This window comes from Serratia sp. BFP-2025, assembly GCF_050880365.1.
Lineage (GTDB): Bacteria > Pseudomonadota > Gammaproteobacteria > Enterobacterales > Enterobacteriaceae > Serratia > Serratia surfactantfaciens.
In genome coordinates this window covers 2,372,555-2,395,308 of record NZ_JBPAFV010000001.1, presented here as the reverse complement: position 1 = coordinate 2,395,308, position 22,754 = coordinate 2,372,555, and the positions used below count along the sequence as shown (strand labels likewise).

The window sequence follows — 22,754 nt, the reverse complement described above, 5'->3', positions numbered from 1 at the left end:
TTACGGCGCCAGGTTGCTGATACGGTTGCGAAAGCGGGCATAGCGGCCCTGCTGGCTCATCAGGGTGGCGTGATCGCCCTGTTCGACAATCTGGCCGTCGTCCATCACGCAAATGCGATCGAGATGCTCCAGACCATACAGGCGGTGCGTCACCAGAATCAGCGTCTTGCCCTGACAATGCTGGCGCAGCAGCGCCAGAATCTGCTGCTCGGTCTCGGCGTCCAACCCTTCGGTGGGTTCGTCAAGCAGTAGCAGCGGGGCTGGGTGCAGCAGCGCGCGGGCGATGCCCAAACGGCGCTGTTCACCGCCGGACAACTGGCGGCCGCCTTCGCCCAGCCAGGCGTTCAGCCCGCCGTCACTGTCCAGCAGTTTGCCCAGCCCCACCTGCTGCAACACCTCGCTCAGGCGAGCGTCGTCGGCATCCGGTGCGGCCAGCCGCAGGTTTTCCCGCAGCGTATCGCTGAAGATGTGCACCCGCTGGCTGACGACCGTGGTCATCCGGCGCAGCGTGGTTTCATCATAATCCTCCAGCGGTTCGCCGTTGAGCAGAATTTTTCCTCCGTCGGTGCGCCATGCGCGGGTCAGCAGCTGCAGCAGGGTGGACTTGCCGCAGCCGGTGCGGCCGAGTAAGGCGATGTGTTCGCCGGCTGCGACTTCGAGCGTAACGTCGCGCAGCACCGGCTGCGGCTGATCGGGGTAGGTGAAGCTCAACTGCTGCAGGCTGAGCAGCGCCCGATCGGCGGCGGCCGGACCGGCGGCCGGGAAGGTCACTTCCGGCTGGCGATCGATAATCTGTTTGACCCGCGTGGCGGAGGCGATCACCTGGCCGAGGTGCTGGAAGGCGCCGGCGACCGGCATCAGCGCTTCGAACGACGCCAGCGCGGCGAAGACAAACAGCGCGATCAGCGCGCCGGGCTCGGCATCGCCGCCGATGCCGGCGGCGGTCAGCCACAGCAGCAGCGTCACCGTCAGCCCGCTGGCGAGGATCATCAGCGCCTGCGCCTTGCCGCTCAGCGAGGCCTGCTGCCACTGGCGGCGTTGCCACAGCTGCTCGGTGGCGTTCAGCGTCTGGCGGAAGTCGTTGACGGCGCCGAACACCACCAGCTCCGCCTGCCCCTGTAGCCAGGCGGTCAGCTCGGTGCGGTATTGGCCGCGCAGGGCGGTGAGTTGGCCACCGATCGGTTTGCCGGCGCGATAGAATACCGGCGGCACCAGCAGCAACAGCAGCAACAGAATGCCGCCCAGCGTCAGGGCGAGCGCGGGATCCAGCCAGCTCAGGCCGTAGGTGACCACCAGGATCACCGCCGCCGCACCTACCAGCGGTGAAATCACCCGCAGATAAAGGTGATCCAGCGTGTCCACGTCCGCCACCAGGCGGTTGAGCAGGTCGGCCTGGCGGAAGCGGGCGATGCCGCCCGGCGTAAGCGGCAGGATCTTGCTGAAGGTGAACACCCGCAGATGCGACAGCACGCGGAAGGTGGCGTCGTGGCTGACCACGCGCTCGGCGTAGCGCCCGGCGGTGCGGAAGATCGCCGCGCCGCGCACGCCGGCGGCCGGCAGCATGTAGTTGAAGGTCAGCAGACCCGCCAATCCGGCCAGCGAAGACGCGGCCAGGAACCAGCCGGAGAGCGCCAGCAGGCCGATGCTGGCCAGCAGGGTGACGATCGCTAAAAGGATGCCCAGGCTAATCAGCAGGCTATGGCGGCGATACAACGCCAAAAACGGCAGCAAAACGCGCATGATTAAAGCTCCCCGCGGCGATGGGCGATCAGACTGGCGAACAGGCCCGGTTGGGCGCTGAGGGTGGCGTAATTGCCCTGTTGCGCGATACGCCCATCATCCATCACCCAAATCTGGTCGTAGTCTTCGGTATCTTCCAGCTGATGCGTCACCAGCAGGGTGGTTTGCTGATGCGAAGCGGCGTTCAGCGCCTGCATTACCCGCTGTTCGCTATGGGCATCGAGGCTGGCGGCCGGCTCATCCAGCAGCAGCAGGCGGCGCGGGCCGATCAGCGCCCGGGCGACCGCCACGCGCTGCGCCTGGCCGACCGACAGGCGGGCGGCGTTGTCGCCCACTTCGGTGTCGAGCCCTTGCGGCAGATAGGGCAGCAGTTCGCTGACGTAGGCGTGTTCCACCGCCTGCTGCAGCTGCGCTTCGTCGGCCTGTGGGCAGCCCAACAGGATATTGGCGCGCAGGGTTTGCGCCGGCAAATGCGGGTTTTGCCCGACCCAACTGAGCTGTTGACGCCAGTTTTCTGCGGACAGCTCACGCAGCTCGACGCCGTTGACGGTCAACGACCCACGGTAGGGCAGGAAGCCGAGCAGCAGGTTGAGCAGCGAGCTTTTACCGGCGCCGCTCAGCCCGACCAATGCTACGCGCTGTCGCGGCTGCAGAGTGAAATTGAGCGGCCCGGCCAGTAGCACGCCGTTCGGCGACAGGATTTCCAACTCGTTCGCCTGCAGCGTCAGCGGCTGATCGGCGGGCAGCTGCCGCGTGCCGTTCCCCATCTGCTCGCCTTCGGCGCTGAGGAAGGTTTCCAGCGCTTCCGCCGCGCCGACCGCCTGCGCCTTGGCATGGTAAAAGGCGCCGAGATCGCGCAGCGGCTGGAAGAACTCCGGCGCCAGAATCAGCACCAGAAAACCGGAAAATAGCGTTACGCCGAGGCCGTAGCTGCCGAAGTTGAGTTCGCCGAGGTAGGAAAAACCGAAATACACCGCCACTACGGCGATGGAAATCGAGGCGAAGAACTCCAGCACGCCGGAAGAGAGGAAGGCCATGCGCAGCACTTCCATGGTGCGGCTGCGGAAGTCTTCGGAGGATTTGGCGATCTGCGCGGTTTCGGCCTGTGCGCGATCGAACAGCCGCAGGGTGTCCAGGCCGCGCAGGCGGTCGAGGAAGTTGCCGCTCAATCGCGCCAGCGCCACGAAGTTGCGGCGGTTGGCGTCGGCGGCCCCCATGCCGACCAGCGCCATGAACAGCGGAATGAGCGGCGCGGTCGCCAGCAGAATGATGCCTGCGGCCCAGTTGATCGGGAAGACGGCGATCAGGATAAGCAATGGGATGAACACCGCCAGATACATTTGCGGCAGATAGCGCGAGTAATAGTCCTGCATATCCTCGATCTGCTCGACGATGATGCTGGCCCAGCTGCCTGCCGGTTTGCCCTGGATCCACGCGGGGCCGAGCTGCTGGAGTTTATCCAGCACCTGCTGACGCATGCGCTGACGGATCACCTGACCACACAGGAAACCGACCCGCTCCCGCAGCCAGCTCAACAGCGCCCGCAGCGCAAACGCGACGATCAGCCAGATAAACGAAGGGATCAGCTGTTCGCGCGGAGTGTGCTCGATGATCAGGGCGTGCAGCAGGCTGGCCAGCAGCCAGGCCTGCGCCACGATCAGTAGGCCGCTGAATAGCCCCAACAGCATGGAAAGGCGCAGCCAACGCTGCGCTAACGAACTCTGGGTTTTAAGCCAACGGGTTAACTGTTGCTGTCTGGTTTTTTTCATCAGATATGCGTCTGCGTCGCCGGCGCCCGTTTGTTACGGGCTGGGTTAACGTACTGTTAAATAATAGTGTTTGGCGCAATCGGCGACAAACAAGCGAGGGCTCATGTTACCTCGTCACCCGGCAGACTGAAAAGAATAAAGCGGGCGAAAGTGGCTATAACAGATGGGAGAGGGCGATTGCAGAACGCAGAAACAAAAAAAGCGGCTCGAGAGCCGCTTTTTGCTGATGACGAGAAAGTCTTAGCAGACTTCGGCGCCGGCGATGCCGTCCAGGTAACGCTCTGCATCCAGCGCCGCCATGCAGCCGGTGCCGGCTGAGGTGATCGCCTGGCGATAGATGTGATCCATCACGTCGCCTGCAGCGAAGACGCCGGGGATAGTGGTTTGGGTCGCATTGCCGTGAATGCCGGACTGCACCTTGATGTAGCCGTTTTCCAGCTCCAGCTGGCCACCGAAGATGCCGGTGTTCGGGCTGTGGCCGATGGCGATGAACACGCCGGCCAGCTCCAGTTCACGGGTTTCGTTTTCCGCTTTGGTGCTGCGGATGCGCACGCCGGTCACGCCCATTTCATCGCCCAGCACTTCGTCCAGCGTGTGGTCGGTGTGCAGCACGATATTGCCGCTTTTCACTTTTTCCATCAGCCGGTCGATCAGGATTTTCTCCGAGCGGAAGCTGTCACGGCGGTGGATCAGATGAACCTCGGCGGCGATGTTGGACAGGTACAACGCTTCTTCAACGGCGGTGTTGCCGCCGCCGACCACCGCGACTTTCTGGTTGCGGTAGAAGAAACCGTCGCAGGTCGCACAGGCGGAAACGCCTTTGCCCTTGAACGCGTCTTCGGAAGGCAGACCAAGATAGCGGGCGGAAGCGCCGGTCGCGATGATCAGCGCGTCGCAGCTGTATTCGCCGCTGTCGCCGAACAGGCGGAACGGACGCTGCTGCAGATCGACGCTGTTGATGTGGTCGAAGACGATTTCCGTCTGGAACTTCTCTGCGTGCTCGCGCATGCGTTCCATCAACGCCGGACCGGTCAGGCCTTCGGCATCGCCCGGCCAGTTTTCCACTTCGGTGGTGGTGGTCAGCTGGCCGCCCTGTTCCAGACCGGTAATCAGCACCGGGTTCAGGTTGGCGCGCGCCGCGTAGACGGCGGCGGTGTAACCGGCCGGGCCGGAGCCCAGAATCAGTAATTTGCTATGTTTAGCCGTGCCCATGAATAACCTCTTTATTCCACAATGGCGGACAATGAAGCCGATTGTAGGGAAAATGACGCAGTAAAAAAAGCGCCGGGCGACGTTGTTAACGATTTGTATGATAGTTGTCGCCTATTAATGCGTCCATTGTCGGCAAATCGTACGCCGAACGCAGAAATTTAACTTATCAAAGCCGCCGTCCGCCAGCGAATCATCCACCGCGCAAAAACGGCGCATTCTGCGAGTTCAGCCGCTTCCGCCCGGGGTTTATCTGCCAGCGATTCATAACCAAAAATGGGATGCAGACTTTTCATGACGGTACGTTGTTCTGATTTTGCTTCTTTTACTTTGACAATCCGCTGCGCATTTGCGAAAACATCATAGGAAGAAGAAATTATCCCCGTAACACCAGCAAATCGTACGTATTTACGCCGTAAGGCGGCAATACGCACCAGGTGTGCGGAGCAGGGCGCGCAAGCGTTTGCTGATTTTTTCTCGACCGAAACGTCGTTACCGGCGCTGCGCGGGGTTGGACAGACAGGCTGCGCGGCGTGGAATGATGGTAGTGAAGAAGCATATGACAGGCATCGGGTCTTCGCTTGGAACGAACCCTTACACATTGACGTTGGCTAGGGTGTGGCAAGTGCACGGAAGAAAATAAGAGAGACAATAATAATGGCAGACAACAAGAAACGCCCGGGTAAAGATCTTGACCGTATCGACCGCAACATCCTGAATGAGCTGCAGAAGGATGGGCGTATTTCGAACGTCGAGCTTTCGAAGCGCGTGGGGTTATCCCCGACACCATGTTTAGAACGCGTGCGCCGTCTCGAGCGCCAGGGTTTCATTCATGGCTATACCGCATTGCTCAACCCGCATTATCTGGATGCGTCCCTGCTGGTTTTCGTGGAGATCACGCTGAACCGCGGCGCGCCGGATGTGTTTGAGCAATTCAACTCGGCAGTGCAGAAGCTTGAAGAGATTCAGGAGTGTCATCTGGTTTCCGGCGATTTCGACTACCTGTTGAAAACCCGCGTACCGGACATGTCGGCTTACCGCAAACTGCTGGGCGAAACCTTGCTGCGTTTGCCGGGGGTTAACGACACCCGTACCTACGTAGTGATGGAAGAAGTGAAACAGAGTAACCGTCTGGTTATCAAAACACGGTAAGGTGCAGGTGCAAAACCTGATTAAATTGGTTACACTCCTGTTTATTCATACAGTTTCGGCGCCGGGGAAGCTTCTCGGCGCTGTTGCTATGTCAGCTAACAGGAACCTGGAGAGCCTTTCTTGAGCCAGGAATATACAGAAGATAAAGAAGTTACCCTGAAAAGACTCAGCAGTGGCCGGCGTTTGCTGGAAGCTGTGTTGATCGTGGTAGCGATTTTTGCCGTTTACCTCATGGCTGCGTTGGTCAGCTTCAATCCGTCTGACCCAAGCTGGTCGCAGACCGCGTGGCATGAGCCGATTCACAACCTGGGCGGCGGTGTTGGGGCCTGGTTGGCCGACACGCTGTTCTTCACCTTCGGGGTGCTCGCCTACGCGATACCGCCGATCATGCTGGTTCTGTGCTGGGCGGCCTACCGCCAACGCGGCAACCGGGACTACGTCGACTATTTCGCGCTCTCACTGCGCCTTATCGGCACTCTGGCGCTGGTGCTCACCTCCTGTGGGCTGGCGGCGCTGAACGTTGACGATCTTTATTACTTCGCTTCCGGCGGCGTGATCGGCAGCCTGCTGAGCAACGCCATGTTGCCGTGGTTCAACGGCATCGGCGCCACGCTGGCGCTGCTGTGCGTGTGGGCGGCAGGCCTGACGTTGTTTACCGGCTGGTCCTGGCTGGTGATCGCCGAGAAGATCGGCGGTGCGGTGCTGGGCGTCGCGACGGTGATGACCAATCGCTCACGCCGCGAAGAACGCTATTTCGAGGATGACGAGCGTTACGTTGACGACGAGCCTGAGCAGGCAGGGAAGGGCGCCGCCGCAGCGGTTGCCGCGACCGCCGCCGGAGCCGCGGCCGCCGATGACGACGTGCTGTTCTCCGCGCCTTCGGTCACCGAAAGCGCCAAAGCGGCAGCGGAAGACGCTGCCGATCCGTTGCTCAGCGGCCTGCGTGCCGACGATGACGAAGTCGACGCTGAAGCGGCGCCAATCGCGCCGGCGGCTCCGCCTGCACCGGCGGTAACGGCGGCGGTGCACGAGCCCGTTGCTGCACCGGTTGGCGTTCAGGCGCCGTCGGTGACGGTGGCACCGGCCGCCCCGGCCTCGGTCAACCAGCACCCGGTAAGCGCCCCGCCACAAGACGCTACGCCGCCGCTATATTCTTTCGAGATCCCGGAAGAAACGCCGGCGCCGAAGGCGACGCGTCCGGTCGATCCTTATCAGGATGACGATGAGCCGCGCCTTGGCAACTGGCAAGAGCCGGCTGCGCCGCAACCGCAGGCGCATTCTCCCTTTGATTTTAGCGCTGCGCAGCGCGACAGCGTCGACCTCGGCGGTTCGGGCGGTTTCAGCGCCACCGGCGCCAGGCCGCAGCTGGACACGGCGGCGGCCACTGCCGCGGCGGGTGCAGCAGCAGCCACTGCCGCGGCGGGTGCAGCAGCAGCCACCTTCATGCCTGCTTTCACTGCGACCAGCGACGGCAATCCGCAGGTTAAACAGGGTATCGGCCCTGAGTTGCCGCGGCCGAATCCGGTGCGTATCCCGACCCGTCGTGAGCTGGCTTCTTACGGCATCAAGCTGCCTTCGCAGCGTGCGGCCGAACAGGAGCTGCGCCAGGCCGAGGCGGAGCCTCAACAGCCGGCGGCGGTGAACCCGCAGGAAGAAGAGGCGCTGCAAGAAGCCGCGCTGCGTCAGGCGTTTGCCGAACAGCAAAGCCAGCGCTACGGCGAAAGCTACGCGCCGGAGCAAGATGACGAGAGTGCATTGCAGGAAGCCGAGCTGAGCAAGGCGTTTGCCGAACAGCAGAGCCAACGTTACGGCGAAGAGTATCAACAGGACGACGAAGAGGCGCGGCAAGAAGCGGTGCTGCGTCAGGCGTTCGCCGAGCAGCAGCAGGCGCGCTACGGCCAGCAGGAGTCTGCCCCGCAGGCACCGGCCGCCAGTGCGGTCGATACCCGCAATGCTTTCAGCTTCTCGCCGATGGCGGATTTGGTGGACGATGGCCCTAGCGAGCCGATGTTCACGCTGTCGCCGCAGCTTGAAGAGCGCATTGAACTGCAGAGCGAGCAAGAGGACGATGTGCCGTTCGGCCAGTTTGAGCCTGCGGAACCAGCTGCCCAGCCTCAGCAACCGTACCAGCAGCAGTACCAACAGCCGCAGCAGCAGCCGTATCAACCGTCGCCGCAGCAGCAATATCAGCAGCCGCAGCAGGCACCGCAACAGTCTCAGCAACCGCAGGCCGAGCAGCATCCGGCGATGGACAGCTTGATTCACCCGTTCCTGATGCGCAACGATCAGCCGCTGCAGAAGCCGACCACGCCGCTGCCGACGCTGGATCTGCTGACCGAAGCGCCGAAAGAGGTGGAGCCGGTCGATTCCTTCGCGCTGGAACAGAAGGCACGCCTGGTAGAGGCCAGCCTGGCCGATTACCGCGTGAAAGCCGACGTGGTAGACATCCTGCCGGGGCCGGTGATCACCCGCTTCGAGTTGGATCTGGCGCCGGGGGTTAAAGCGGCGCGCATTTCCAACCTGTCGCGCGATCTGGCGCGCTCGCTGTCGACTTCGGCGGTGCGCGTGGTGGAAGTGATCCCTGGTAAGCCTTACGTCGGTCTGGAGCTGCCGAACACCAAACGTCAGACGGTCTATCTGCGCGAAGTGCTGGATTGCCCGGCCTTCCGCGACAACCCGTCGCCGCTGTCCATCGTGTTGGGTAAGGACATCTCCGGCGAACCGGTGGTGGCGGATCTGGGTAAGATGCCGCACTTGCTGGTTGCCGGTACCACCGGTTCCGGTAAATCGGTCGGGGTCAACGCCATGATCCTGAGCATTTTGTATAAGGCCACGCCGAAAGAAGTGCGCTTTATCATGATCGACCCGAAAATGCTGGAGCTGTCGGTTTACGAAGGCATCCCGCATCTGTTGACCGACGTGGTCACCGACATGAAAGACGCGGCCAACGCGCTGCGCTGGTGCGTGGGCGAAATGGAACGCCGCTACAAGCTGATGTCAGCCCTGGGCGTACGTAACCTGGCCGGCTACAACGAGCGTGTCGATCAGGCCGAAGCGATGGGGCGTCCGATCCCGGATCCGTTCTGGAAGCCGACCGACAGCATGGACATCACGCCGCCGGTACTGGAGAAAGAGCCATACATCGTGGTGATGGTCGACGAATTCGCCGACCTGATCATGACGGTGGGCAAGAAGGTTGAAGAGCTGATTGCTCGCCTGGCGCAGAAAGCGCGTGCGGCGGGCATCCACCTGGTGCTGGCGACCCAGCGTCCGTCGGTGGATGTGATCACCGGCCTGATCAAGGCCAACATTCCGACGCGTATCGCCTTTACCGTGTCGAGCAAGATCGACTCCCGCACCATCCTCGATCAGGGCGGCGCAGAGTCCTTGCTGGGGATGGGCGACATGCTCTATCTGGCGCCGAACTCCTCGATTCCGGTGCGTGTACATGGCGCATTCGTGCGCGATCAGGAAGTGCACGCGGTGGTCAAGGATTGGAAAGCGCGCGAGCGGCCCCAATATAAAGAGGGCATTCTCAGCGGCGGCGAAGACGGCGAGGGCGGAGCCGGCGGTGGGATGGACGGTGACGAAGAGCTGGATCCGCTGTTTGACCAGGCGGTGGATTTCGTGGTGGATAAACGCCGCGCCTCCATCTCTGGCGTACAGCGCCAGTTCCGCATCGGCTATAACCGCGCCGCGCGCATCATCGAACAGATGGAAGCGCAAGGCATCGTCAGTGAGCAGGGGCACAACGGCAACCGCGAGGTGCTGGCGCCGCCGCGGCATGACTGATGCTTTAGCCATTGCAATTCAATAAGAAAGGGCCGCTTAAGCGGCCCTTGTGCAAAGAAGCGTAAACCCGTTTCTTCTCGGAACATTGGCCTACCGACCGGCCGCCGGCTTCGGGTAAAGTAACGGGGTAAAGGGTTGATTTGACCCGCACGGCGTCGCCCTGCGGTTAACGCATTTCATAAGGTATCTGGAATAATGAAAAAACTGTTAGTTGCCTGCTGTCTGCTTTCGGGATTCGCTTCTACCTCCGTGCTGGCCGACGCCGCACAGGATCTGCAAAGTCGCCTGGCGAAGGTGAACAGTTTCCACGCCAGCTTCTCGCAAACCGTAACCAGCGCCGACGGCGCCGCGGTGCAGCAGGGGGAAGGCGAGCTGTGGGTGAAGCGGCCGAACCTGTTCAACTGGCACATGACGTCGCCGGATGAGAGCGTGCTGGTCTCCGATGGCCAGACCCTGTGGTTCTACAACCCGTTCGTTGAGCAGGTCACGGCGACCTGGCTGAAAAACGCCACCGGCAATACGCCGTTCATGCTGATCACCCGCAATAATGCCAGCGACTGGAAACAGTACAACGTGAAGCAAAAGGGCGATGACTTCGAACTGACGCCGAAATCCGCCAGCGGCAATCTGAAGCAGTTCGCCATCAGCGTGACCAACAGCGGTACCATCCGTAGCTTCGCCGCAGTGGAGCAGGACGGCCAGCGCAGTTCCTACACGCTGAAAAGCCAGCAGAACGTCGCCGCCGATCCGGCCAAATTCAAATTTACCCCACCGAAGGGGGTGACGCTGGACGACCAGCGCCAGTGAGGTGCAAGTGAGTAATAATCTGTCGCTCGACTTTTCCCAGAACGAGTTCCAGCCGTTGGCCGCGCGCATGCGGCCGACCACGCTGGCGCAATACATCGGCCAGCAGCATCTGCTGGCCGCCGGCAAACCGCTGCCGCGCGCCATTGAGGCCGGGCAGCTGCACTCGATGATTTTATGGGGGCCGCCGGGCACCGGGAAGACGACGCTGGCAGAGCTGATCGGCCGCTACGGTCAGGCGGATGTCGAACGAATTTCTGCCGTGACCTCCGGCATCAAGGAGATCCGCGAGGCGATCGAACGGGCGCGGCAAAACCGCGACGCCGGCCGCCGCACCATCCTGTTCGTCGACGAGGTGCACCGCTTCAACAAAAGCCAGCAGGACGCTTTCCTGCCGCACATTGAAGACGGCACCATCACCTTTATCGGTGCCACCACCGAGAATCCGTCGTTCGAGCTGAACTCGGCGCTGCTGTCCCGCGCCCGAGTCTATCTGTTGAAGGCGCTGACCGCCGAAGATATCGGCCAGGTGCTGGATCAGGCGATGAGCGACAAGACGCGCGGCTTTGGCGGCCAGAATGTCGAGCTGCCGGCGGAAACGCGTCGCCTGCTGTCGGAGTTGGTGGGCGGCGATGCGCGCCGGGCGCTGAACAGCCTGGAAATGATGGCGGACATGGCGGAGTTAGACGCCAAGGGCGTGCGGGTGCTGACGCCGGAACTGCTGAAAGAGGTGTCGGGCGAGCGCAGCGCGCGCTTCGACAATAAGGGCGACCGTTATTACGATCTGATTTCCGCGCTGCATAAATCGGTGCGCGGTTCGGCGCCGGACGCCGCGCTGTATTGGTATGCGCGCATCATTACCGCCGGCGGCGACCCGCTTTACGTGGCGCGCCGTCTGTTGGCGATCGCCTCTGAAGACGTGGGCAACGCCGATCCGCGCGGCATGCAGGTGGCGATCGCCGCCTGGGATTGTTTTACCCGCGTGGGGCCGGCGGAGGGCGAGCGCGCCATCGCGCAGGCGATCGTCTATCTGGCCTGCGCACCGAAGAGCAACGCGGTTTACACCGCGTTCAAAGCCGCCATGCGCGATGCCAAAGAGCAGGCCGATTATGACGTGCCGGAACACCTGCGCAACGCGCCGACCAAGCTGATGAAGGAGATGGGGCTGGGGGCGGAATACCGTTACGCCCACGACGAACCCAACGCCTACGCCGCCGGCGAGAACTATTTCCCGCCTGAAATGGCCAAGACGCGCTACTATCAACCAACCTCGCGCGGGCTGGAAGGGAAAATCGGCGAAAAGTTGGCATGGCTGGCTGAGCAGGATCAAAATAGCCCGACAAAACGCTACCGCTAGCCTGGCCGTTGCGGTAAGGTTAGCGGGTATCACTCTTCTTTTATGCGGCTATAAATCAGCCGCATAGAACAACAACACTTCTTTCAATAACAACAAGCACAGGATTAGCATGCTCGATCCCAATCTGCTGCGTAATGAGCTAGACGCAGTCGCCGTCAAACTGGCTCGCCGAGGCTTTAAACTCGATCTGGATCTGCTGCGTTCGCAGGAAGAACGCCGCAAAGTTCTGCAGGTAGAAACTGAAACGCTGCAAGCGGAACGCAACTCCCGATCGAAATCCATCGGCGCGGCCAAAGCGCGTGGGGAAGACATCGAGCCGCTGCGTCGCGAAGTGAACGAGCTGGGTGACAAGCTGGATGCCGCCAAGGCGGAGCTGGATGCGCTGCAAAGCGAGATCCGCGATTACGCCCTGACGTTGCCTAATCTGCCGGACGACGCCGTGCCGGATGGTAAAGACGACAGCGAAAACCTGGAGGTCACCCGCTGGGGTGAACCGCGCCAGTACGACTTCGCGGTGCGCGATCACGTCGACCTGGGCGAAATGGCCGGCGGGCTGGATTTTGCCGCCGCGGTTAAGCTCACCGGTTCGCGCTTCGTGGTGATGAAGGGGCAAATCGCCCGCATGCACCGTGCGCTGTCCCAGTTCATGCTGGATCTGCACACCGAGCAGCACGGCTACCTGGAGGCCTACGTGCCTTACCTGGTTAACCACGCCACGCTGTACGGCACCGGCCAGCTGCCGAAGTTCGGCGAAGATCTGTTCCATACCCGTCCGCTGGAAGAAGAAGCTGACAGCAGCAACTACGCGCTGATCCCAACGGCGGAAGTGCCGCTGACCAACCTGGTGCGCGACGAGATCGTGGAAGAGGAATCTCTGCCGCTGAAGATGACCGCGCACACGCCATGCTTCCGTGCGGAAGCCGGTTCTTACGGCCGCGACACCCGCGGTTTGATCCGCATGCACCAGTTCGACAAGGTCGAGATGGTGCAGATCGTTCGTCCGGAAGATTCGATGGACGCCCTGGAAGAGCTGACCGGCCACGCGGAAAAAGTGCTGCAACTGCTGAACCTGCCTTATCGTAAGGTGCTGCTGTGCACCGGCGACATGGGCTTCGGCGCGTGCAAGACCTACGATCTGGAAGTGTGGCTGCCGGCGCAGGATACCTACCGCGAGATCTCGTCCTGCTCCAACATGTGGGACTTCCAGGCGCGTCGCATGCAGGCGCGCTGCCGCAGCAAAGCCGACAAGAAACCGCGTCTGGTCCACACGCTGAACGGTTCCGGCCTGGCGGTTGGCCGTACCCTGGTGGCGGTGCTGGAGAACTACCAGCAGGCCGACGGCCGTATTCAGGTGCCTGAAGTGCTGCGCCCTTATATGGGTGGCCTGGAATATATCGGCTGAACAGCCAATCACCAGAAAAAAGCGCCTGCGGGCGCTTTTTTTATGTCGAGAATTCAGTCTGCCGCCAGCGCGTAAGCCTGTTTAATGTAGTCGGCCAGATGTTTGCTTTTCACCTCGGCGGGTGAGTGGAGCTTGATGTGCCGCCGATACTGGCCGCTGCCTTCAAGTTGGTGATGGCGATCTGTCAATCGGTAGCCGTGGCCGAATTCCACCGTAACGTGGTTGCGATAGGCGAAAACGCCGCAGAAAAATTGGCGATGCGAGAACATGATGCCACCGTATTTGACCGATTCGGTGACGCCATCGCCGCTCGTGGCAGCGGCCCGGCGAACCTGTTGCACTATCTCCAGCAGCTCGCCGTGCGTGCTGCCGATGTCCGCCAGCAGGGCTGCGACCGCCGCATCATTTGCCTGACTCATCCTGTTTCCTTATCGTCAAATACGCACTGCGCTGAGCATAGCGCTTTTTCAGTCGGTTAACCGGAAACAAATCGTGCGGTGGAATGATAAGAGGCGATTGACTTTTTTATCGCCAGTGGCATGATGCGCGCACTCTCATTGCGCGTTCGGTCACAATTTCACTATGTCCGCATACTCCCGCCCGGTGCTGTTATTGCTCTGCGGCCTCTTGCTGCTCACGGTATCCATTGCCGTTTTGAATACGCTCGTGCCCCTTTGGTTAACCCATGCTCAGCTGTCGACCTGGCAAGTGGGAATGGTCAGCTCTTCTTATTTCAGCGGCAACCTGTTGGGCACGCTGGTGGCGGGCAAACTGATCCAACGCGTCGGCTTCACCCGCAGCTATCACCTTTCTTGTCTGGTATTCGCCGCCGCGACCGCTGGTATGGTGCTGTCGATCGATTTCTGGAGTTGGCTGGGTTGGCGCTTCTTCGCCGGCGTCGGCTGCGCCTGGATTTGGGTGATCGTAGAGAGCGCGCTGTTGCGCAGCGGCAACCTGAGCAACCGCGGCCAGCTGCTGGCGGCCTATATGATCGTCTATTACCTCGGAACGGTGACCGGCCAATTGCTGTTGAGCATGACCTCGACCGAATTGCTGCACGTGGTGCCGTGGGTAACCGCCATTGTGATCAGCGCCATGCTGCCGATGCTGTTCGCGCGGGTCAACCGTCATGAAGATGAGCCGCAGCAGGCGGCGGTGTGGTCGATGCTGAGACGCCGCAGCGCGCGCCTTGGCATCAACGGCTGCATCATCTCCGGCATTGTGCTCGGTTCGCTGTACGGCCTGATGCCACTGTACCTCTCTCATCAGGGCATGAGCGACGCCAACGTCGGTTACTGGATGGCGCTGCTGGTCAGCTCCGGCATCGTCGGCCAATGGCCGGTTGGACGCCTGGCCGATCGTTACGGGCGTCTGCTGGTGCTGCGCATTCAGGTGTTCGTGGTGATCCTCGCCAGCGTGGCGATGCTCGGCAACTATGCCATGGCGCCTTCGCTGTTCATCCTCGGTTGCGCCGGCTTTACCCTGTATCCGGTAGCGATGTCCTGGGCCTGTGAGAAGGCGATGCCACACGAGCTGGTGGCGATGAACCAGGCGCTGTTGATGAGCTACACCATCGGCAGCCTGCTGGGCCCATCGATGACGGCGCTGCTGATGCAAAACTACTCCGACCGCGTGCTGTTCGTGATGATTGCCGCCGTGGCGCTGGTTTATCTGCTGATGCTGCTGAAAAAGCAGAAACCGGATCACCACCACACGCCGTTCGCCGCCGCCTGAGCATAAAAAAACCGGCCATGAGCCGGTTTTTTCTTGTGGCGTGCGCCAATCAGTAGATCACTTTGTGGCCGTAGCTTTCCAGGATGCCTTTGACGCGATCCATGGTCTCGGCTTTTGGCGGATGCACGCCGTCCAGCTTGTACTCTTCCCCCATCGCCACCCATTTGTGCTTGCCCAGCTCGTGGTAGGGCAGCAGCTCGATTTTCTCGATGTTGGCCATGTCCTTGGTGAACTCGCCCAGCAGATGCGCCGACTTATCGTCGTCTGACCAACCCGGTACCACCACGTAGCGGATCCAGGTGCGCTGGTTGCGTTTCGCCAGGTAGCGGGCGAATTCCAGCGTGCGGTGATTGGAGACGCCAACCAGGTTCTGGTGGATCTCGTCGTTCATCTGTTTCAGGTCCAGCATCACCAGATCGGTGGTATCCAGCAGCTCGTCGATCACCGGATCGTAGCGGCGCACGAAACCGTTGGTATCCAGGCAGGTATTGATGCCTTCGGCATGGCAGGCGCGGAACCAGTCGCGCACGAATTCAGCCTGCAGAATCGCTTCGCCGCCGGATGCGGTCACGCCGCCGCCGGAGGCATTCATGAAGTGGCGATAGGCCACCGCGTCTTTCATCAGCTCTTCGACGGTCACTTCTTTGCCGCCGTGGGTGTCCCAGGTATCGCGGTTATGGCAATAGAGGCAGCGCATCAGGCAGCCCTGGAAGAAGACGATAAAGCGGATCCCGGGCCCATCGACGGTGCCGCAGGATTCGAAGGAGTGGATGCGACCAGTTACTGACATTGCGGGGTTTTCTCCAATATTGACTGTCAAACGCAGTCTAAAAATAGGCGCGTGGCCGCCGGCCAGGTATCTGCGATGCAGCGGCGGGATGAGCCCGCCACCGGGGGTAATGATGCCTGTCGGCCGGTCAGTTGCCGGATAACTGTTTTGCCGGCTATCCATTCAGTATAGATGTCCGGCAAAACAGACTCGCACAGAGTCAGGGGAGAGCGGTGGGAGAAAAGGGCCGGAAGAACCGGCCCGACGTTGCTACCGGGCGGTTTCCCGCCTGGCTGGCGCATTACATCGTTTGAGTGAAGGTACGAGTAATGACGTCCTGCTGTTGCTCTTTGGTCAGCGAGTTGAAGCGCACGGCGTAACCGGAGACGCGGATGGTCAGCTGAGGGTATTTCTCAGGGTTTTCCATCGCATCCAGCAGCATTTCGCGGTTCATCACGTTGACGTTCAGGTGCTGGCCGCCTTCGATGGAGGCTTCATGGTGGAAGTAACCATCCATCAGGCCAGCCAGGTTGGCTTTACGCACGTCGTCGTCTTTACCCAGCGCGTTAGGCACGATGGAGAAGGTGTAGGAGATCCCGTCTTTCGCGTAGGCAAACGGCAGTTTGGCTACCGAGGTCAGGGAGGCTACTGCGCCTTTCTGGTCGCGGCCGTGCATCGGGTTGGCACCTGGGCCGAATGGTGCGCCAGCGCGGCGGCCATCCGGGGTGTTACCGGTTTTCTTACCGTATACCACGTTGGAGGTGATGGTCAGTACGGACTGAGTTGGTACCGCGTGGCGGTAGGTGCGCAGTTTCTGAATTTTCTTCATGAAACGCTCAACCAGGTCGCAGGCGATGTCATCGACGCGGGCGTCGTTGTTACCGAACTGCGGATACTCGCCTTCCACTTTGAAGTCGATAGCCAGGCCGTCTTCGTCGCGAATGGTGGTGACTTTCGCGTACTTGATGGCGGACAGGGAGTCGGCCGCAACGGACAGACCGGCGATGCCGCAAGCCATGGTGCGATAAACGTCACGGTCATGCAGCGCCATCAGCGCAGCTTCGTAGCTGTACTTGTCGTGCATGTAGTGAATGATGTTCAGCGCGGTCACATACTGCTTGGCCAGCCAATCCATAAAGTGGTCCATGCGGGCCATGACTTTGTCATAGTCCAGCACTTCGTCCATCATTGGCGCTTCTTTCGGGCCGACCTGCATTTTCAGTTTTTCGTCAACGCCGCCGTTGATGGCGTACAGCATGGTTTTCGCCAGGTTGGCGCGGGCGCCGAAGAACTGCATTTGTTTGCCGACGATCATCGGGCTGACACAGCAAGCGATGGCGTAGTCATCGTTGTTGAAGTCAGGGCGCATCAGGTCGTCGTTTTCGTACTGTACGGAAGAGGTGTCGATGGACACTTTCGCCGCGAATTTCTTGAAGTTCAGCGGCAGCTTCTCAGACCACAGGATGGTCATGTTCGGTTCCGGAGACGGCCCCATGGTGTACAGGGTGTTCAGGAAACGGAAGCTGTTTTTGGTGACCAGGGTACGGCCGTCGACGCCCATACCGGCCAGGGACTCAGTCGCCCAGATTGGGTCGCCGGAGAACAGCTCATCGTACTCAGGGGTACGCAGGAAGCGCACCATACGCAGTTTCATCACCAGGTGGTCGATCAGTTCCTGCGCTTGTTCTTCGGTCAGTTTGCCCGCCTTGATGTCGCGCTCGATGAACACGTCGAGGAAGGTGGACACGCGGCCGAAGGACATGGCAGCGCCGTTCTGGGATTTCACTGCGGCCAGGTAGCCGAAGTAGGTCCACTGCACCGCTTCTTGCGCGCTGGTGGCCGGGCCGGAGATGTCGTAACCGTATTTGGCGGCCATCTCTTTGATTTGAGCCAGAGCGCGATGCTGTTCAGCGATCTCTTCGCGCAGCTGGATGGTCATTTCCAGGTCTTCGCCGTTTTCCAGTTTTTCCTGCAGCGATTTGAACTGGTTCAGCTTGTCGGCCATCAGGAAGTCGATACCGTACAGCGCCACGCGGCGGTAGTCGCCGATGATGCGGCCGCGGCCGTAGGCGTCTGGCAGACCGGTCAGCACGCCGGATTTACGGCAGTTCAGGATGTCTTTGGTGTAAACGTCGAATACGCCCTGGTTGTGGGTTTTGCGGTATTCGGTGAACACTTTTTTCAGCTGCGGATCCAGTTCGCGGCCGTACACTTTGCACGAACCTTCGACCATTTTGATACCGCCGAACGGGATCAGTGCGCGTTTCAGAGGGGCGTCGGTCTGCAGACCCACGATGGTTTCCAGCTCTTTGGCGATGTAACCCGCGTCGTGAGAAACGATGGTTGAAGCAACGTTGGTGTCGAAATCAACCGGCGCGTGAGTGCGGTTTTCCAGTTTGATCCCTTCCATAACCTTGTCCCACAAGGTGGTGGTGGCTTGAGTAGCACCAGCCAGGAAGGATTCGTCACCCTCATAAGGCGTGTAGTTTTTCTGGATGAAGTCACGAACGTTGACTTCATTCTGCCAGTCACCCTTGCTGAAACCTTCCCAAGCGTTGGCTAATTTCTCGTTAAGTTCGGTCATTGTACACCTACCTTTGATTGTGGATTTCTAACTCTGCGCGCGGTAACTCACAGCTTAGTGCTGCTCGCGGCCCCCGCGCAGATAAATTACCCAGTAAGTCAACCCAACCAGCAGACCGCCGCCGATGATGTTACCGATGGTGACCGGAATCAGGTTGTCGATGATGAAGTTGCTTACTGTCAGATGAGCGAATTGCTCAGGTACCGCCCCTACGGCTTGCCAGAATTCTGGCGTGGCGAAGTGTTTGACCACGATGCCCATAGGGATCATAAACATGTTGGCGATGCTGTGTTCGAAGCCGCTGGCGACAAACATACCGACCGGCAGCACCATGGCGAGCATCTTGTCGGTCAGGGTGCGGCCGGAGTAGCTCATCCAGACCGCCAGGCAGACCATCAGGTTGGCCAGAATGCCGAGGCATACGGCTTCGATGAAGGTGTGATGCAGCTTATGGTCTGCGGTTTGCAGGACATTCAGGCCCCACTGGCCGTTGGCGACCATATACTCGCCGGAGAACCAAATCAGCGCCACGAAGAACAGCGCGCCGACCAGGTTGCCGAGATAAACGTTCAGCCAGTTGGCGCCCAGCTGGCCCCAGCTGATGCGGCCGCTGGCCTTGGCGATGACGATAAGTACGGTAGAGGTGAACAGGTCGGCGCCCGACACCACCACCAGCATTAACCCGAGAGAGAAGCAGATGCCGCCGACCAGTTTCGCCAGCCCGAAAGGCACGCCGGCGGTGCCGGTAGTCGCCGTGATGTAGAAGACGAAGGCGATGGAAATGAAGACACCAGCGGTGATCGCCAAATAAAACGTTTTCAGCGGATGTTTGGTGGCTTTATACACGCCGGCATCCTCAGCGATTTTCGCCGTTGCCGCAGGTAAAATCAGATCGAAGGGGCTGTCAGTTTTCAAACTAACTCTCGCTCTTAAGGGTTAAAACAACGCAATGAGATACTAGCAAAGCAGTATAGGGGAAAATTTGATTTGGATCATAAGGCGGGGAAGTAGAGCGGCAAAATGACGTGTTTTTTGTGTGGTTTTTGTGGTTAATTAACTGATTTTTAAGAAAAAACAATTTTTTAATGTTTGCAAATTTTTTTGAATAAGCAGGGTGGGCCGCAGGCGCTAAAGTTAAATTTTTAGACGTTTTGTCGCTGTTCGTCGCTGAAAGTTTAATTATCGGTTAATTATTATTTCACCGTCCGGCAACAATCGCCGGTTTATTTCTTTTTATGGCCGTTTAACCGCCTACTTCCCAGCTGGAAAATAAGTCAGAATACGTTGAAATAACGCGCAAAAATAAAAACGCCGCAACGGAGTGCGGCGTTCAGCAACAGGGGTACTCCCAAAGTGGCAGCCCCCGATGGCATTAGGCCTTGGCCCAGTGGCGACGTTTGGCCGCTTGCAGCTTCTCGTAGGCCGCCAGCAGCGCCTGGTGGGCCGGCAACGCTTTCAGATCGGCATCGACGGCGAACAGCCCGTTGAAGCGCTCTTCACCGCTGATGGCGGCGGATGCTGCGTCAACCGCTTCCTGGCCGTACATCTTCACGAACGCGGTATAGTACTGCGCCGCTTCGCGCTCAGGCTCCTGCGCCAGCAGCAGCAGCGTTTGCAGGCAGCGGTAGTAGTTGCTGCGCGCCGGGCTCAGCACCGAGGCGTTGAAGTCCTGCGTCCATTCGGTCCAGATCAGCGCCTGATCCAGATCGCCGCCCGCCAGCGCCAGCATCGACTTCAGCTCGCCGATGCGCAGGGTATGCCAGGCGTTGTCTTTGCCGCTGGCAATACCCAGCAGTTCGCGCACGCGGGTGAAATCGTCCAACCCTTCGTCGTCCAGCTGTTCGATCAGCGCCAGGTATTCTTCCGGTTCCCACTCGCTGCCCGGCAACGCCAGCAGGGTGTCGCGCAGGTGCGCGCCCATGCTGTTGTTGGCCAGCAGCAGGTCTTCCGCCGGATAAATGTCGGACATGCCCGGTACGATGATGCGGCAAGCGTAGACGCCCAGATGCTCGTAGTCGGCGATGTACACTTCCGCGTCTTCTTTGTCGAAGATGCTCATCAGGGTGGCGAACTCTTCCTGCGTGCTGCCGCTGAAGCTCCAGTCAACGAACGGATAATCCGCGTCCTGCTTGAACAGATCCCAGGAGATCAGGCCGCTGGAATCGATGAAGTGCGTTTCCAGGTTGGTGTGTTCCGCCACTTCTTCGTCATCGAAGGTTGGCGCGGTGAACACGTCGAGATCTTTCAGGCTGCGGCCCTGCAGCAGTTCGGTCACCGTGCGCTCCAGCGCTACGCCGAAGTCCGGGTGCGCGCCGAACGAGGCGAAGCAGGTGCCGTTGGTCGGGTTGAACAGCACCACGCAGATCACCGGGTAGTTGCCGCCCAGCGACGCGTCGTAGGAGAGGATCGGGAAACCTTCCTCTTCCAGCTTGGCGATGGCTTCCACCACGCCCGGGTAGCGGTTCAACACCTCGTCCGGGATCGCCGGCAGGCTGATGGATTCGGCGATGATGCGGTTTTTCACATAGCGCTCGAACACTTCCGACAAACCCTGCACGCGCGCTTCATTAGCGGTGTTGCCGGCGGACATGCCGTTGGACACATACAGGTTGCCGATGATGTTCATCGGGATATACACGGTTTGCTGGTCAGACTGACGGGTAAACGGCAGCGCACACACGCCGCGATCGGCATTGCCCGATTGCAGATCGACAAGATCGCTGGCGCTCAGCTCTTGCTGCGGATCGTAGAAGGCGTGCAGACGCTCGTCGAGCAGGCCGGCCGGCAGCGTATCGTCCGCCGGGATCGGGAACCATTTCTCATTCGGATAGTGCACGAAGTCGCCTTCGGCGATCTGCCGGCCCAGGTAGAAATCGGCGAAGAAGTAGTTGGTGGACAGGCGCTCGAAATATTCACCCAGCGCCGAGGCCAGCGCGGCTTTTTTGCTGGCGCCTTTGCCGTTGGTGAAGCACAGCGGGCAATCGCGATCGCGAATGTGCACCGACCATACGTGCGGCACCGGGTTCAGCCAGGAGGCTTCTTCGATGTTAAAACCGAGATCGCTCAGTTTCTGCTGGAAACGGGCGATGGAGTCTTCCAGGGCGGCGTCTTTACCGGGGATAAAAGTTTGCGTCATTGTCTTCACTTTTTGCGCGTACTAAAAACGCGCAATGATACGGGGTTTTACGCCGGAGCTCCACGTATTCCTAAAGCGGCGGCAAAGTCACAGTTTTTTTAAGGATAAAGGCCATAATTCAGCGAGTTATCTGTCAAGGAGAAATCTAATGAAATCAGTGAAACTCAGCGTGTTAACCCTCTTGTTGACCGGCGTCAGCGCCTCGGCGCTGGCGCTGCCCAACATCACCCTGCTGGCGACCGGCGGCACCATCGCCGGCGGCGGCGACTCGGCGACCAAGTCCAACTATACTTCGGGCAAATTGGGCGTCGAGGCACTGGTCGATGCGGTCCCGGCGCTGAAGGACATCGCCAACGTGCAGGGGGAGCAGGTGGTGAACATCGGCTCGCAGGACATGAACGATCAGGTCTGGCTGACGCTGGCGAAGAAGATCGACGCCGACTGCGGCAAAACCGATGGCTTTGTCATCACCCACGGCACCGATACGCTGGAAGAGACGGCCTATTTTCTCGACCTGACGGTGAAGTGCGACAAGCCGGTGGTGCTGGTCGGGGCGATGCGGCCGGCGACGGCGATGAGTGCCGATGGTCCATTCAACCTGTATAACGCGGTGGTGACGGCGGCGGATCCGCAATCGGCCAATCGCGGGGTGCTGGTGGCGATGAACGACAGCGTGCTGGACGCACGCGACGTCACCAAAACCAACACCACCGCCGTGCAGACCTTCCAGTCGCCGAACTTCGGCCCGCTGGGGTATATCCACAACGGCAAGGTCGATTACCAGCGCTCGCCGCAGCGCAAACACACCCGCGATACGCCGTTCGACGTCAGCAAGCTGAACGAACTGCCGAAGGTCGGCATCGTCTACAACTACGCCAACGCTTCCGATGCGCCGGCCAAGGCGCTGATCGCCGAAGGCTACCAGGGCATCGTCAGCGCGGGGGTCGGCAACGGCAACCTGTATAAAACGGTGTTCGACACCCTGGCGACGGCGGCGCACAACGGCGTGGCGGTGGTGCGTTCTTCGCGCGTGCCGACCGGCGCCACCACCGAGGACGCGGAAGTGGACGACGCCAAGTACGGCTTCGTCGCGGCCGGCACGCTGAATCCGCAAAAAGCGCGCATTCTGCTGCAGCTGGCGTTGACGCAAACCAAAGACGCGAAGCAGATCCAGCAAATGTTCAATCAGTACTGATCGTTTTCTCTCCTGCGGGCGCCGGCCGGGCTCCCGCAGCCATCTCGGCTGAATACAGCATAAAACACCGCGTTAACCCGCTGAATTTCCCCATGTCGCAGGGTTTTATCG

General features: G+C 60.3%; 16 protein-coding genes. 7 read left to right on the top strand and 9 right to left on the bottom strand.

Annotated elements, in window-relative coordinates:
- From cydC to ACRAWE_RS11440, 4 genes are all read right to left on the bottom strand, one after another.
- Positions 1-1,740, bottom strand: a complete 1,740-nt coding sequence (gene cydC, locus ACRAWE_RS11455) for a heme ABC transporter ATP-binding protein/permease CydC (RefSeq protein ID WP_211130018.1) — start codon at positions 1,738-1,740, stop codon at positions 1-3.
- A 2-nt stretch (positions 1,741-1,742) separates the two neighbouring features.
- Positions 1,743-3,509, bottom strand: a complete 1,767-nt coding sequence (gene cydD / locus ACRAWE_RS11450; protein WP_019454558.1) for a heme ABC transporter permease/ATP-binding protein CydD — start codon at positions 3,507-3,509, stop codon at positions 1,743-1,745.
- Positions 3,510-3,749: 240 nt separating this feature from the next.
- Positions 3,750-4,721 (bottom strand): thioredoxin-disulfide reductase, encoded by a 972-nt coding sequence (gene trxB / locus ACRAWE_RS11445; RefSeq protein WP_019454557.1) that lies wholly within the window; start codon positions 4,719-4,721, stop codon positions 3,750-3,752.
- Between the two features lie 158 nt (positions 4,722-4,879).
- A complete protein-coding gene (locus ACRAWE_RS11440) occupies positions 4,880-5,152 on the bottom strand; it encodes a hypothetical protein (RefSeq protein ID WP_157783378.1) in 273 nt (90 codons plus the stop codon).
- Positions 5,153-5,375: 223 nt separating this feature from the next.
- Here ACRAWE_RS11440 and lrp point away from each other — a divergent pair, with 223 nt between their 5' ends.
- The 5 genes from lrp to serS all read left to right on the top strand — a co-directional run bounded on the left by lrp (position 5,376) and on the right by serS (position 13,225).
- Positions 5,376-5,870: a leucine-responsive transcriptional regulator Lrp gene (lrp, locus tag ACRAWE_RS11435; RefSeq protein ID WP_004928318.1), complete on the top strand. Its 495-nt coding sequence runs from the start codon at positions 5,376-5,378 to the stop codon at positions 5,868-5,870.
- A gap of 120 nt (positions 5,871-5,990) precedes the next feature.
- The gene (locus tag ACRAWE_RS11430) at positions 5,991-9,662 is read left to right on the top strand and encodes a DNA translocase FtsK 4TM domain-containing protein (RefSeq protein WP_432525356.1); all 3,672 of its coding nucleotides are present in this window, start codon (positions 5,991-5,993) and stop codon (positions 9,660-9,662) included.
- 195 nt (positions 9,663-9,857) lie between these two features.
- A complete protein-coding gene (lolA, locus tag ACRAWE_RS11425; protein ID WP_019454555.1) occupies positions 9,858-10,469 on the top strand; it encodes an outer membrane lipoprotein chaperone LolA in 612 nt (203 codons plus the stop codon).
- 67 nt (positions 10,470-10,536) lie between these two features.
- On the top strand, positions 10,537-11,823 hold the full coding sequence (locus ACRAWE_RS11420) for a replication-associated recombination protein A (RefSeq protein ID WP_432525582.1): 1,287 nt from the start codon (positions 10,537-10,539) through the stop codon (positions 11,821-11,823).
- A gap of 109 nt (positions 11,824-11,932) precedes the next feature.
- Positions 11,933-13,225, top strand: a complete 1,293-nt coding sequence (gene serS / locus ACRAWE_RS11415; RefSeq protein ID WP_019454553.1) for a serine--tRNA ligase — start codon at positions 11,933-11,935, stop codon at positions 13,223-13,225.
- Positions 13,226-13,278: 53 nt separating this feature from the next.
- Here serS and ACRAWE_RS11410 read toward each other — a convergent pair whose 3' ends face one another.
- Positions 13,279-13,644 (bottom strand): DUF1801 domain-containing protein, encoded by a 366-nt coding sequence (locus ACRAWE_RS11410; RefSeq protein ID WP_432525355.1) that lies wholly within the window; start codon positions 13,642-13,644, stop codon positions 13,279-13,281.
- 163 nt (positions 13,645-13,807) lie between these two features.
- On the opposite strand from ACRAWE_RS11410, the gene ACRAWE_RS11405 reads away from it, so the two are divergent.
- Positions 13,808-14,959 carry an MFS transporter gene (locus tag ACRAWE_RS11405; RefSeq protein WP_025159681.1) on the top strand — a complete coding sequence of 384 codons (1,152 nt, stop codon included), beginning with the start codon at positions 13,808-13,810 and terminating at the stop codon, positions 14,957-14,959.
- Positions 14,960-15,008: 49 nt separating this feature from the next.
- Here ACRAWE_RS11405 and pflA read toward each other — a convergent pair whose 3' ends face one another.
- The 4 genes from pflA to ycaO form a co-directional block, all read right to left on the bottom strand.
- Entirely contained in the window at positions 15,009-15,749 is a 741-nt protein-coding gene (gene pflA / locus ACRAWE_RS11400; protein ID WP_063919123.1) for a pyruvate formate lyase 1-activating protein, read from the bottom strand.
- Between the two features lie 280 nt (positions 15,750-16,029).
- Positions 16,030-18,312, bottom strand: coding sequence for a formate C-acetyltransferase (pflB, locus tag ACRAWE_RS11395; RefSeq protein WP_019454549.1), 2,283 nt, complete (start codon positions 18,310-18,312; stop codon positions 16,030-16,032).
- Between the two features lie 54 nt (positions 18,313-18,366).
- Positions 18,367-19,227, bottom strand: coding sequence for a formate transporter FocA (gene focA / locus ACRAWE_RS11390; protein WP_019454548.1), 861 nt, complete (start codon positions 19,225-19,227; stop codon positions 18,367-18,369).
- Positions 19,228-19,684: 457 nt separating this feature from the next.
- Entirely contained in the window at positions 19,685-21,448 is a 1,764-nt protein-coding gene (gene ycaO / locus ACRAWE_RS11385; RefSeq protein ID WP_063919125.1) for a 30S ribosomal protein S12 methylthiotransferase accessory factor YcaO, read from the bottom strand.
- A gap of 148 nt (positions 21,449-21,596) precedes the next feature.
- Here ycaO and ansB point away from each other — a divergent pair, with 148 nt between their 5' ends.
- Positions 21,597-22,643 carry an L-asparaginase 2 gene (gene ansB, locus ACRAWE_RS11380; protein ID WP_063919126.1) on the top strand — a complete coding sequence of 349 codons (1,047 nt, stop codon included), beginning with the start codon at positions 21,597-21,599 and terminating at the stop codon, positions 22,641-22,643.
- Positions 22,644-22,754: the final 111 nt, after the last annotated feature.

What these genes read in the sequence shown, in the direction of transcription:
- ycaO (WP_063919125.1), bottom strand. Translation starts at nt 21,448, where the DNA reads ATGACGCAAACTTTTATCCCCGGTAAAGACGCCGCCCTGGAAGACTCC.
- lolA (WP_019454555.1), top strand. Translation starts at nt 9,858, where the DNA reads ATGAAAAAACTGTTAGTTGCCTGCTGTCTGCTTTCGGGATTCGCTTCT.
- cydD (WP_019454558.1), bottom strand. Translation starts at nt 3,509, where the DNA reads ATGAAAAAAACCAGACAGCAACAGTTAACCCGTTGGCTTAAAACCCAG.
- ACRAWE_RS11405 (WP_025159681.1), top strand. Translation starts at nt 13,808, where the DNA reads ATGTCCGCATACTCCCGCCCGGTGCTGTTATTGCTCTGCGGCCTCTTG.
- lrp (WP_004928318.1), top strand. Translation starts at nt 5,376, where the DNA reads ATGGCAGACAACAAGAAACGCCCGGGTAAAGATCTTGACCGTATCGAC.
- serS (WP_019454553.1), top strand. Translation starts at nt 11,933, where the DNA reads ATGCTCGATCCCAATCTGCTGCGTAATGAGCTAGACGCAGTCGCCGTC.
- ansB (WP_063919126.1), top strand. Translation starts at nt 21,597, where the DNA reads ATGAAATCAGTGAAACTCAGCGTGTTAACCCTCTTGTTGACCGGCGTC.
- cydC (WP_211130018.1), bottom strand. Translation starts at nt 1,740, where the DNA reads ATGCGCGTTTTGCTGCCGTTTTTGGCGTTGTATCGCCGCCATAGCCTG.
- trxB (WP_019454557.1), bottom strand. Translation starts at nt 4,721, where the DNA reads ATGGGCACGGCTAAACATAGCAAATTACTGATTCTGGGCTCCGGCCCG.
- pflB (WP_019454549.1), bottom strand. Translation starts at nt 18,312, where the DNA reads ATGACCGAACTTAACGAGAAATTAGCCAACGCTTGGGAAGGTTTCAGC.
- pflA (WP_063919123.1), bottom strand. Translation starts at nt 15,749, where the DNA reads ATGTCAGTAACTGGTCGCATCCACTCCTTCGAATCCTGCGGCACCGTC.
- ACRAWE_RS11420 (WP_432525582.1), top strand. Translation starts at nt 10,537, where the DNA reads ATGCGGCCGACCACGCTGGCGCAATACATCGGCCAGCAGCATCTGCTG.
- ACRAWE_RS11410 (WP_432525355.1), bottom strand. Translation starts at nt 13,644, where the DNA reads ATGAGTCAGGCAAATGATGCGGCGGTCGCAGCCCTGCTGGCGGACATC.